Origin of the sequence: Streptomyces globisporus (assembly GCF_003501885.1) — a bacterium.
Classification (GTDB): domain Bacteria; phylum Actinomycetota; class Actinomycetes; order Streptomycetales; family Streptomycetaceae; genus Streptomyces; species Streptomyces globisporus_D.
Window position 1 is genome coordinate 1 of sequence record NZ_QWFA01000198.1, and the last position, 11,417, is coordinate 11,417.

The following is an 11,417-nucleotide window of genomic DNA, read 5'->3' on the forward strand; positions in this document are numbered from 1 at the left end:
GGGGTGGGCAGTACCAGGGGGGCGACGGAGAGGACGGGGGAGGCGGTACGCATGGGGAAGCCCTTCCGGGAGGCAGGCCCCTGCCGCGGATCGGAGGAGGGCGGGGCAGGGGAGTGGAGGCGTCCGGCTTCGGCTAAAGTGAAGCGGAGCGTTGTTCCATTTACGATACGGAGCGCTGTTCCGCTTTGTCAACGGCTCACTGCGCGGTGGGCGAGGAGAGGGGTGTGCGGTGGCTGCCGCCGATGAAGCCGGAGGGGTGCCCGCCCGACCGAAGCGGGCCGACGCGGTGCGCAATCAGCAGACGCTGCTCGCCGCCGCCGCGGAGGTGTTCGTGACCTCGGGGGTCGACGCGCCGATCCGCGAGATCGCCAAGCGCGCCGGGGTCGGGATGGGCACGATCTACCGGCACTTCCCGACCCGGGCGGACCTGGTGGTGGCCGTCTACCGCCACCAGGTCGAGGCCTGCGCCGAGGCGGGGCCGGCCCTGCTGGCCGAGGAGGATTCCCCGTTCACCGCGCTGGAGCGGTGGGTGGACCTCTTCGTCGACTTCCTGGTCACGAAGCACGGGCTCGCCGACGCGCTGCGCTCGGACAGCGGCGGCTTCGAGGCGCTGCACGCCTACTTCCTCGACCGCCTGGTCCCCGTCTGCGGGCAGTTGCTCGACGCGGCGGTCGGTGCGGGGGAGGTCCGGCCCGGCATCCAGCCCTATGAGCTGATGCGCGGGGTCGGGAATCTGTGCGTGGGGCGGGACGACGACCCGCGTTACGATCCGCGGCGGCTGGTGGACCTGCTGCTGCGCGGGCTGCGGCGGTAGTTCGGCGACCGGGCCCCGGGGGCGGGTTCAGTTCAGGCAGAACTCGTTGCCCTCGGGGTCCGTCATGACGATCCAGCTTCCGCCCTGCTCGTCGACCGTGCGCAGCGCCCGCGCGCCCAGCGCCGTCAGCCGTTCCGCCTCCGCGTCGCGCCGGCCCGGGGCGGAGTGCACGTCGATGTGGATGCGGTTCTTCGCCGTCTTCGGCTCCGGTACCCGCTGGAACAGCAGTCGCCGCCCCTGCCCCGAACCGCTGACCTCGTCGTACGGGTCGTCCGGGTGCCGGGCCGCCGCCAGGTCGAGCCAGGCGCGGCGGCCGTGGGCGTGGGTCGTGACGGCCTCGGGCACGGCTCCGGCCGCGAGCAACTGCTCGACCAGCGGGCTGTTGTCCTCGACGACGTAGCCCAGGGCCTCCGCCCAGAAGCCGGCCTGGGCGTGCGGGTCGGCGCTGTCGATCACGAGCTTCCAGGACAGTGGCTGTGCGGGTGTCTCTGTCATGGAAACCGTTTATAGTGGTTACATGAGCGGAAAGGCAACCACCACGCCGGGGCTGTTGCTGCGGCACCCGGACGGCAGTTCGTTCCGGTTCGATCCGGGCGCGCTGTGTCTGGAGCTGCTGCCGACCGGTGGACCCGGCCCGCTGTCGTACTTCGAGGTGCTGCACGAGCCGGCCGACCTGATGCGCTGGGCGGAGGAGAGCCGGCTGCCGGGTGGGCTCGGGGCCGGCTCCGGTGGGGGCGGCGGGCTCGCCGTGAGCGCGGCGGAGGTGGGGGACGCGCGGGCGCTGCGCGATGCGCTCTGGCGGATCACGGAGAGCTGGGTGCGGGAAGAGCCTCCGGCCCCGGACGACCTCGCCACCCTCAACGACGCGGCGGCCCGGCCGTCGTTGGCGTCCCGGCTGACCGCGGGCGGTGAGCGGTCATGGACGCCGGGCGGCACCGGGAGCGAGCTGCTGTCCACCGTCGCCCGCGACGCGATCGACCTGTTCACCGGGGCGTACGCCCACCGGATCCGCACCTGCGGCGCGCACGACTGCGCTCTGCTGTTCGTGGACACCTCCCGCCCCGGCAAGCGCCGCTGGTGCTCGATGGAGCGCTGCGGCAACCGGCACAAGGTCCGCGCCCACCGCGCCCGGCTCACCGTCCCCGACGGAGAAGCCACCGACTGACCAGAACCGACAGACGAAGGGGTATCCGTCATGCCGACCGGACTCACGCAGGACGCAGGATGGGAGATCGGCGTCTCCCGGACCATCCACCGACCGCTGACCGCAGTGTGGGACTTCGTCGCCGGCCCGGAGGGCGCCGCGCTCTGGCTCGGCCTCGACGGCCCGCTGCCCACCGAGAAGGGGGCCCCGTACCGTACGGCGGACGGTGTCGAGGGCGAGATCCGCAGCTACCGCCCCGGCGACCGGGTCCGCCTCACCCACGGGACCTCCACCGTCCAGGTGGCCGTGACCCCCGGCAGCTCCGAGGACCGGACCGTGCTGCGCTTCCACCAGGAGCGCCTGGCGAGCGCCGAGGAGCGCGAGGAGCGGCGTACGCACTGGAGGAACGTGATGGACGGGATCGAGGCCGAGCTGACCTGAGGTCCTCCCGGCTAGGCCGCGTCCGGGGAAGGGGCGGGGCAGGCGGGGCACGTGTGCCCGTCGATCGCGGCCAGCAGCCGCGTCGCCGCCGTGCGCAGGGCCTGCGCGGAGGACGGGCCCCCGGGTTCGGGTGTGGCGGGCGATCCGGATGTGCGGTGTGTACGGCGTGCCTCGCGCCCGTCCGGCACCGCTGCGGCCAGCCGGACGGCCGTGCCGCGCCCCTCCGCCACCGCCTCGTGCGCGGCGCGGGTCCACGCGGGGTGCTCGGGGTTTCCGGCGGCGAGGATCGTGGCGAGCAGGTCCAGTACGCCCGCCCGGTCCCGGACCGTGTCCGTCGCCGCCAGCTCCCAGAGGAACGGCACCGTCGCCGCCGTCGAGTCGAAGACGGGCGGGGTGCCGATCCACCGCTCCAGATCGTTCAGCGCCTCGTCCGAGGTCGGCGCGTCGCCCCAGGCGATCCGCGACAGCACCCCGGGAACCTGGGACGCGGAGCCGTACGCATGCTGCAGCTCGTGCCACCGCACGTTCCTCATGGCCCCCAGGACAGTCCCCATCCGGGCACTCAATCAGCCTTTACGGGCGGCGTCCACCAATGCCGGAGAACCGTTCCGATCCATGGAGCCTGCGCAGACAGGCGTGTCCGGAGCGGGCGTCGTCCGCCGGGGCGGACAGGCCCAGGTGGTGGTCGGGGCGGACGACGACGAGGGTGCCCGTGCCCCTGCCGTCGGAGGCTCCCGTCCCGTACGCGGCGGCCGCGTGGCCCTCGTCGTCGACGACCGCCGTTCCCGGGCTGGACGCCGCCCGGTCCTCATGCGCCGCGTACACGCGGCAGGTCCGCACCCCGGCGTCGCCGTACGAGGCCGCCACCTCGCGCAGGACCGCCGCGCTGCCGGGGCCGAAGCCGAGGACGGTGGTGTGGGGACCCGCGAAGACGCGGTGGAGCCGGGTGCGGGCCCCGGTGAGGGCGTTCACACACGGGGCGTCGGGTGCCCGGTCCCCGGCCTGCGGCGCGTCCGGCAAGCCGTCCCCGATCTGCCGGACGGTGTCGGCGTGGCCTCGGGCCAGGGAGCTCCAGCGGTAGCCGACGCCCAGGCCCGTCGTGTCCGGGGTGATCGCCGCGTCCAGGCCGCCACCGGGCCGGCGGATCGCCTCCAGCGTGGCCCGCAGCCGCTCCGAGGTGAGGTCCAGGGTCCGGGCCGCCACCGGAAGCCGCTCCTCCTCGTACGTGTCCAGCAGCTTCGCCCCCGCGTGACCGGCGAGCACCAGACCCAACTTCCAGCCCAGGTTGAACGCGTCCTGGATGCCGGTGTTCATGCCGAGGCCGCCCGCGACGGCGTGGACGTGCGCCGCGTCGCCCGCGAGGAAGACCCGCCCGGCGCGGAAGCGGTCCGCCATCCGCACGTTGACCCGGTACGTCGACAGCAGCTCGGCCCGCGTCAGGGCCCGGCCGGCCAGCGCGGTGTGGCGGGCGAGCAGCCGCCGGAACCCGTCGGCGGTGGGCGCGAGCGGCCGGCCCCGCCCGTCCCGCTCCGGCCCCGCCTGGAACCACCAGCCCGTCCGCGTACCGGGGATCGGGCAGAGCATGACCGCGCCGTCCTCGTCGAACCACTGGTGCCAGCGGGTACGGTCCAGGGCGCCATCAGCCAGGTCGACATCGCCGCAGACCATCACCTGGTCCTCGGCGGTGGTCCCCTCGAACCCGATCCCGAGCAGCTTCCGTACGGAGCTGTGGGCGCCGTCGCACCCGACGACGTACCGCGCGCGTTCCGTCCGGCCCTCCGCGAACATCACGTCCACGTGCCGCCCGCCGGGCCCCTCCGCCAGCCCCGTGACCTCGCGGCCCAGCTCGACGCGGACGCCGTACCCGGCCAGCCGGTCGCGGAGGATCTCCTCCAGCCGCCACTGGGCGATCAGCCGGCCCCGGTCGTAGGGGGCGTCCGGGGACGGCGCGGAGTCCGCCCACGGATCGGTCTCCGCGACCGGGAGGCGGTCGCGGTACTTCACCATCGGGAGTGGGGCCGAACCGGCGGCGAGCACCTCCTCGGCCACCCCGAGGCCGTCCAGGATCTCCAGGGACCGGGCGTTGGGACCCTTGGCGCGCGAGGTGCGCGGCGGTGCGGGGGACCGGTCCACGATCCGTACGGCGGTCCCGCGCCGGGCCAGATCGCAGGCCAGCACCAGCCCGGTGGGTCCCGCTCCCACGATGAGTACGTCGGTCATGCCCATGCCTCTCCCTCGGTCACGCTTCCGGTCGTCCGCGACCAGAGAAACGTAACCGAGTAAGAAAAGCAACTAGGTAATCTTTTGCTGGGTGGCGTCCGGGGGTGTCGACGTGGGGCCCGGTGTCGGCGTGAGGTCCGGGGTCGCGGCGGCCGGGGCGGCAGCCGCCGTCGCCAGCAGCTCCGCCGCCAGCGCCCGGTTGCGCCGCGCGGTACGCAGGGCGTCCCAGGTCAGCAGGGACAGGGCGAGCCAGACGAGGGCGAACCCGGCCCACCGCTCGGGCGGCATCGCCTCGTGGAAGTAGAGGACGCCCAGACCGAACTGGAAGACCGGTGCCAGGTACTGGAGGAGCCCCAGCGTGGACAGCGGCACCCGGATCGCCGCCGCGCCGAAGCAGATCAGTGGGAGGGCGGTGACGATGCCCGTCGCGGCGAGCAGGAACCCGTGCCCCGCGCCCCCGGCCGTGAACGTCGATCCGCCGGTGGCGGCCAGCCAGAGCAGGAAGCCGAGCGCGGGCACGAAGAGCACGGCGGTCTCGGCGGCCAGGGACTCCAGGCCGCCCATGTTCACCTTCTTCTTCACCAGGCCGTACGTGGCGAAGGAGAACGCCAGTACCAGCGAGACCCAGGGCGGCTTGCCGTACCCGATCGCCAGAACAAGGACGGCGGCCACGCTGATGGCCACCGCGGCCCACTGGGCGGGCCGAAGCCGTTCGCCCAGCATCAGGACGCCCAGGGCGATGGTGACCAGCGGGTTGATGAAGTAGCCGAGCGAGGCCTCGACGACGTGCCCGTTGTTCACGGCCCAGATGTACAGGCCCCAGTTGACGGAGATCGTCGCCGCCGCCACCGATATCAGTCCCAGCTTGCGCCGGTCGCGGACCAGCTCGCCGATCCAGGCCCAGCGGCGGACGGCCAGCAGGGCGACGGCGACGACGCCCAGAGACCAGACCATCCGGTGGGCGAGGATCTCGATCGCCCCGGACGGTTCGAGCAGCGGCCAGAACAGGGGGACCAGGCCCCACATCCCGTACGCGCCGACTCCGTACAGCAGGCCCGCCCGCTGCTCGTTCTTGCCCTCCACGTGTGCCCTCCCAGCCGGCCCGCCCGTGTCGGTCCTGTCCGGCCGACGGCACGACGGTAGCGCCGGAAGGGCTCCGTGTCATAGCCGTCTCACGGAAACGCTCATGACAGTGCTGCGTGGGTGAGTTCGTGAGGGGTGCGTCGTGGCTCAGGCGGCGCCCAGGGCGGCGCGCACGGTCTCGGCGAGGGGCGTCGTCGGGCGGCCGATGAGCCGGGCGAGGTCGCCGCTCGTGCCCGCGAGGCGGCCGCGCTCGATCGCTTCGTCCACGTCGACGAGGATCGCCGCGAAGTCCTCGGGCAGCCCCGCGCCGACCAGGATCTCCTGGTGCGCGGCGGCCGGGACGTTGTTGTACGCGATCGTCCCCCCGGTCAGCTCGGAGATCACCGCGGCGTACTCCGCGAGCGACCAGGCGGTGTCGCCGCTCAGCTCGTACGCGGTGTTCAGGTGGCCCTCACCGGTCAGCACGGCGGCCGCGGCGGCGGCGAAGTCGGCCCGGGGGGCGGAGGCGATACGGCCCTCGCCCGCGTTGGCGACGACCGCGCGGTGCTCCAGGACCGGGGCCAGGTTGGCGGTGTAGTTCTCCGTGTACCAGCCGTTGCGCAGGAAGGTGTACGGCAGCCCGGAGTCGAGGATCAGCTGCTCGGTCGCCTTGTGCTCGTCGGCCAGGGCGAAGTCCGCGTCCGGTCCGCCGAGGATGCCGGTGTACGCGAGCTGGGCGACACCCGCCGCCTTGGCCGCGTCGATCACCGCGGCGTGCTGCGCCACCCGTCGGCCCACCTCGCTGCCGGAGATCAGCAGCACCCGGTCGCCGGACCCGAAGGCTCCGGCGAGGGTCTCGGGTGCGCTGTAGTCCGCGATGCGCAGCTCCACGCCCCGGGCGGCCAGCGTGGCCGCCTTCTCCTTGTCGCGCACGAGGGCGACGACCTCGGCGGCCGGGACCGTGGCCAGCAGGGCGTCGACGACGAGGCGGCCGAGGGCGCCAGTGGCTCCGGTGACAACGATGCTCATGGGGGCTCCGATTGCGATCAGCTGGTGCGTTTCCGCGTTTCTGGCACCACCCTAGGGGAAGCGCTAACCCTGGGAAAGTACCCACTTTGAAGTAAGGTACTGGTATGGCAGTGAGTGCGATCGCGGACATCAAGCAGCCCATGTGCCCGTCCCGGCTGATCCTGGAGCATGTGACGAGCCGCTGGGGCGTGCTCGTTCTGGTGGCGTTGCTGGAGCGCTCGTACCGCTTCAGCGAACTGCGCCGCGAGGTGGGCGGCGTCAGCGAGAAGATGCTGGCCCAGACCCTCCAGACGCTGGAGCGCGACGGTTTCGTCCACCGGGACGCGAAGCCGGTGATCCCGCCGAGGGTGGACTACTCGCTCACCCCGCTCGGCATCGGGGCCGCCGAGCAGGTGTCGGAGCTCGGCCGCTGGATCGAACGCCAGGTGGACGCTGTGCAGGCGGCACGCGAGGCATACGACGAGGCCCGGGCCCGATCCTGAGGGATCGGACCCGGGCCCCGGTGAGGTGGGTACGGAACTCGCTTCGGCTCAGCCGATGACCGTCCAGGTGTCGTTGCCCGCGAGGAGCGAGCCGAGGTCGCCCTTGCCGTCCCGCTCGACGGCGGCGTCCAGCTGGTCCGACATCAGGGTGTCGTAGACGGGCCGCTGCACACTGCGCAGCACCCCGATCGGGGTGTGGTGGAGGGTGTCCGCGTCGGCGAGCCGGGACAGAGCGAACGCCGTCGTGGGCGATTCCGCGTGGGCGTCGTGGACGAGGACCTGCGAGCGGTTCTCCTCCGTGACGGCCACGACCTGGAGATCTCCGGTGGCCGGATCGCGGACGACACCCTTCGGCTCCTGCGAGCCGAAGAGGATCGGCTGCCCGTGTTCGAGGCGGATGACGGCCTCGGCCGCCTGCTCCTTGTCCTTCAGGACCTCGAAAGCGCCGTCGTTGAAGATGTTGCAGTTCTGGTAGATCTCCACCAGTGCTGTGCCCGAGTGCTCGGCTGCCGCGCGCAGCACGCTGGTGAGGTGCTTGCGGTCGGAGTCGACCGTCCGCGCCACGAACGTCGCCTCCGCGCCGATGGCCAGCGACACCGGGTTGAAGGGGGCGTCGAGCGACCCCATCGGCGTCGACTTGGTGATCTTGCCGACCTCGGAGGTGGGGCTGTACTGGCCCTTGGTCAGCCCGTAGATCCGGTTGTTGAACAGCAGGATCTTGAGGTTGACGTTGCGGCGCAGGGCGTGGATGAGGTGGTTGCCGCCGATGGAGAGCGCGTCGCCGTCACCGGTGACCACCCACACCGACAGATCCCGGCGGGAGGTGGCGAGCCCGGTCGCGATGGACGGGGCCCGGCCGTGGATGGAGTGCATCCCGTACGTGTTCATGTAGTACGGGAAGCGGGAGGAGCAGCCGATGCCGGAGACGAAGGTGATGTTCTCCTTCGCCAGCCCCAGCTCCGGCATGAAGCCCTGGACGGCGGCGAGGACCGCGTAGTCGCCGCAGCCGGGGCACCAGCGCACTTCCTGGTCCGACTTGAAGTCCTTCATGGACTGCTTCGCCTCGGCCTTCGGCACCAGCTGCAGCAGTTCGTTGTGCCGCAGTTCGTCGGTGTCAGGCATCGATGGCCTCCTTGAGGGCCGTGGCGAGCTGCTCGGCCTTGAACGGCATTCCGTTGACCTGGTTGTAGCTGTGGGCGTCGACCAGATACTTCGCCCGCAGCAGCATCGAGAGCTGGCCGAGGTTCATCTCCGGCACGACGACCTTGTCGTAGCGCTTCAGTACCTCGCCGAGATTCTTCGGGAAGGGGTTGAGATGGCGCAGGTGGGCCTGGGCGATGGGCTGTCCGGCCGCGCGGAGCCGTCGGACGGCGGCGGTGATCGGCCCGTACGTCGACCCCCAGCCGAGCACCAGCGTCGCAGCCCCGGCCGGGTCGTCGACCTCCAGGTCGGGAACCTCGATGCCGTCCACCTTGGCCTGGCGCGTGCGGACCATGAAGTCGTGGTTGGCCGGGTCGTAGGAGATGTTGCCGGTGCCGTCCTGCTTCTCGATCCCGCCGATGCGGTGCTCCAGGCCGGCCGTCCCGGGAACCGCCCAGGGGCGGGCCAGGGTCTGGGGGTCGCGCTTGTAGGGCCAGAAGACCTCGGTGCCGTCGGCCAGAGTGTGGTTCGGCCCGGTGGCAAAGGGCGTCTTGAGGTCGGGCAGCGAGTCCGTCTCCGGGATGCGCCAGGGCTCGGAGCCGTTGGCCAGATAACCGTCGGAGAGCAGGAAGACCGGCGTCCGGTACGTCAGGGCGATCCGGGCCGCGTCGATCGCGGCGTCGAAGCAGTCCGCCGGGGTCTGCGGGGCCACGATCGGAACCGGGGCCTCACCGTTCCTCCCGTACATCGCCTGGAGCAGGTCGGCCTGCTCGGTCTTGGTCGGCAGCCCGGTCGACGGACCGCCGCGCTGGATGTCGATGATCAGCAGCGGCAGCTCCAGGGAGACCGCGAGCCCGATCGTCTCCGACTTCAGCGCCACACCGGGGCCGGACGTCGTCGTGACGCCCAGCGCCCCGCCGAACGCGGCACCCAGCGCCGCCCCGATCCCGGCGATCTCGTCCTCGGCCTGGAAGGTCCGCACACCGAAGTTCTTGTGCCGGGAGAGCTCGTGCAGGATGTCCGAGGCCGGGGTGATCGGGTACGAGCCCAGGTAGAGCGGCAGGTCCGCCAGCTGCCCGGCGGCGATCAGACCGTAGGACAGGGCGAGGTTCCCCGAGATGTTGCGGTAGGTGCCGGTGGGGAAGGCCTGCGACGCCGGGGCGACCTCGTAGGAGACCGCGAAGTCCTCGGTCGTCTCGCCGAAATTCCACCCGGCCCGGAAGGCCGCCACATTCGCCTCGGCGATCTCCGGTTTCTTCGCGAACTTGGCCCGCAGGAACGCCTCCGTCCCCTCGGTCGGCCGGTGGTACATCCACGACAGCAGCCCGAGCGCGAACATGTTCTTGGACCGCTCGGCCTCCTTGCGGGGGAGCCCGAACTCCTTCAGCGCCTCCAGCGTCAGCGTCGTCAGCGGCACCGGGTGGACGTTGTAGGCCTCCAGCGAACCGTCCTCCAGCGGACTGGTCGCATATCCCACTTTCGCCATCGGCCGCTTCGTGAACTCGTCGGTGTTCACAATGATTTCCGCGCCGCGCGGTACGTCGTCGATGTTCGCCTTCAACGCGGCGGGATTCATCGCGACCAGGACGTTGGGGGCGTCGCCCGGAGTCAGAATGTCATGATCGGCAAAGTGGAGCTGAAAGGAAGAGACCCCCGGGAGCGTGCCTGCGGGGGCGCGGATCTCCGCCGGGAAGTTCGGCAGGGTGGAGAGATCGTTGCCGAAGGAAGCGGTCTCCGAGGTGAACCGGTCACCCGTGAGCTGCATACCGTCACCCGAGTCGCCCGCGAATCGGATGATCACCCGGTCCAGGCGGCGGACTTCCTTCCCGTCGCCGCCCGTGGTTCCCGTCGTACCTGACAGAGGGGCTCGCTGGCCCCCGAGGACGGCGTCGTTGGCCTCATCGGCCTTCTCTGCCGCGCTACTGACCTGGCTCGTCACTGAACTGGACCTCCCTTGGGGCGGCGGTTCGGAACCGTCCGGCGGCCGGCGGATCCCAGAGGCCACCCTACGTCTGCGTAGGTTGCCCTCCAGGGACCGATCATATGGTGGACGCTGTTTTGAGACACCCTTTTAGTAAGGCTTGTCACGTTATGCCGAACCCCGATCATGGACTGGAGATGCCCGCCCCCTGGGCCTTTGGCCCTAGGCCCTCGTCCTCTCCGCCCCTTCCCGGGGCGCCTCCGGGTGCTTCTTTGGATGCTCAATATCTGAGATATCTGACAGAGTGTCAGATATCTAGGAATTCAGATAGGTCAGCACGGCGAGGACGCGCCGGTGGTCGCCGTCGCTGGGCGAGAGCCCCAGCTTCAGGAAGATGTTGCTGACGTGCTTCTCGACCGCCCCGTCGCTCACCACGAGCTGCCGGGCGATGGCGGAGTTCGTCCGGCCCTCGGCCATCAGACCGAGGACCTCCCGCTCACGCGGGGTCAGCCCGGCCAGCACGTCCTGCTTGCGGCTGCGGCCCAGCAGCTGCGCCACCACTTCCGGGTCCAGCGCCGTCCCGCCCTGCGCCACCCGGACGACCGCGTCCACGAACTCGCGGACCTCGGCCACCCTGTCCTTCAGCAGATATCCCACCCCCCGGCTGCTGCCCGCCAGCAGCTCCGTGGCGTACTGCTCCTCCACGTACTGGGAGAGGACCAGCACCCCGATGCCCGGGTAGTCCTTACGCAGCCGCACCGCCGCGCGCACTCCCTCGTCGGTGTGCGTCGGCGGCATCCGCACGTCGGCGACCACCACATCGGGAAGCGCCTGCTCGGCGTCGAGCTCCGCCACGGTCTTGAGCAGCGCCTCCGCGTCCCCGACCCCCGCGACCACGTCGTGCCCGAGATCGGTGAGCAGCCGGGTGAGCCCCTCCCGGAGCAGGACCGAATCCTCGGCGATGACCACGCGCACCCTGTTCTCCACGTTCTCCACGACTGCGAGTCCCCCACTTTTCGAATATGCCGCGTTCCCCGCGACCCCACACGCCCCACGCCCGATCCACCGCGCGCCGCGCCCCGACCGTCCCAGCATCCCAGGACCCGGACTCGGATGGGGGTCCTGTGGATAACCCACGCGGACCAGTGAGGGGGAGAGCGGGGG

12 protein-coding genes are annotated in these 11,417 nt (G+C 71.4%); 4 read left to right on the forward strand and 8 right to left on the reverse strand.

Annotation, left to right across the window (positions count from 1 at the left end; genetic code table 11):
• Positions 1-229: 229 nt before the first annotated feature.
• Positions 230-814: a TetR/AcrR family transcriptional regulator gene (locus tag D3105_RS28045; protein WP_118905771.1), complete on the forward strand. Its 585-nt coding sequence runs from the start codon at positions 230-232 to the stop codon at positions 812-814.
• Positions 815-841: 27 nt separating this feature from the next.
• Here the strand turns inward: D3105_RS28045 and D3105_RS28050 are convergent, their stop codons facing one another.
• Positions 842-1,309, reverse strand: a complete 468-nt coding sequence (locus tag D3105_RS28050; RefSeq protein WP_118905772.1) for a VOC family protein — start codon at positions 1,307-1,309, stop codon at positions 842-844.
• Positions 1,310-1,331: 22 nt separating this feature from the next.
• Between D3105_RS28050 and D3105_RS28055 the strand changes: the two genes are divergently transcribed.
• The gene (locus tag D3105_RS28055) at positions 1,332-1,979 is read left to right on the forward strand and encodes a CGNR zinc finger domain-containing protein (RefSeq protein ID WP_118905773.1); all 648 of its coding nucleotides are present in this window, start codon (positions 1,332-1,334) and stop codon (positions 1,977-1,979) included.
• Between the two features lie 30 nt (positions 1,980-2,009).
• Positions 2,010-2,399, forward strand: a complete 390-nt coding sequence (locus tag D3105_RS28060; RefSeq protein WP_118905774.1) for an SRPBCC family protein — start codon at positions 2,010-2,012, stop codon at positions 2,397-2,399.
• Positions 2,400-2,410: 11 nt separating this feature from the next.
• Here the strand turns inward: D3105_RS28060 and D3105_RS28065 are convergent, their stop codons facing one another.
• From D3105_RS28065 to D3105_RS28080, 4 genes are all read right to left on the reverse strand, one after another.
• Complete coding sequence (locus D3105_RS28065) at positions 2,411-2,953, reverse strand: hypothetical protein (RefSeq protein ID WP_118905775.1); 543 nt, start codon at positions 2,951-2,953, stop codon at positions 2,411-2,413.
• Between the two features lie 19 nt (positions 2,954-2,972).
• Entirely contained in the window at positions 2,973-4,619 is a 1,647-nt protein-coding gene (locus D3105_RS28070) for an FAD-dependent monooxygenase (RefSeq protein ID WP_118905781.1), read from the reverse strand.
• Positions 4,620-4,691: 72 nt separating this feature from the next.
• The gene (gene rarD / locus D3105_RS28075) at positions 4,692-5,702 is read right to left on the reverse strand and encodes an EamA family transporter RarD (protein WP_118905776.1); all 1,011 of its coding nucleotides are present in this window, start codon (positions 5,700-5,702) and stop codon (positions 4,692-4,694) included.
• Between the two features lie 147 nt (positions 5,703-5,849).
• Positions 5,850-6,710: an SDR family oxidoreductase gene (locus D3105_RS28080; protein ID WP_118905777.1), complete on the reverse strand. Its 861-nt coding sequence runs from the start codon at positions 6,708-6,710 to the stop codon at positions 5,850-5,852.
• Between the two features lie 104 nt (positions 6,711-6,814).
• On the opposite strand from D3105_RS28080, the gene D3105_RS28085 reads away from it, so the two are divergent.
• Positions 6,815-7,192, forward strand: a complete 378-nt coding sequence (locus D3105_RS28085; RefSeq protein ID WP_118905778.1) for a winged helix-turn-helix transcriptional regulator — start codon at positions 6,815-6,817, stop codon at positions 7,190-7,192.
• A 48-nt stretch (positions 7,193-7,240) separates the two neighbouring features.
• On the opposite strand, the gene D3105_RS28090 is transcribed toward D3105_RS28085, so the two are convergent.
• The 3 genes from D3105_RS28090 to D3105_RS28100 all read right to left on the reverse strand — a co-directional run bounded on the left by D3105_RS28090 (position 7,241) and on the right by D3105_RS28100 (position 11,228).
• On the reverse strand, positions 7,241-8,314 hold the full coding sequence (locus D3105_RS28090) for a 2-oxoacid:ferredoxin oxidoreductase subunit beta (RefSeq protein ID WP_118905779.1): 1,074 nt from the start codon (positions 8,312-8,314) through the stop codon (positions 7,241-7,243).
• Positions 8,307-10,271, reverse strand: coding sequence for a 2-oxoacid:acceptor oxidoreductase subunit alpha (locus tag D3105_RS28095; RefSeq protein ID WP_118905780.1), 1,965 nt, complete (start codon positions 10,269-10,271; stop codon positions 8,307-8,309). The genes D3105_RS28090 and D3105_RS28095 overlap by 8 nt, the downstream gene beginning before the upstream one ends.
• A gap of 297 nt (positions 10,272-10,568) precedes the next feature.
• Positions 10,569-11,228, reverse strand: a complete 660-nt coding sequence (locus tag D3105_RS28100) for a response regulator transcription factor (RefSeq protein ID WP_010060860.1) — start codon at positions 11,226-11,228, stop codon at positions 10,569-10,571.
• Positions 11,229-11,417: the final 189 nt, after the last annotated feature.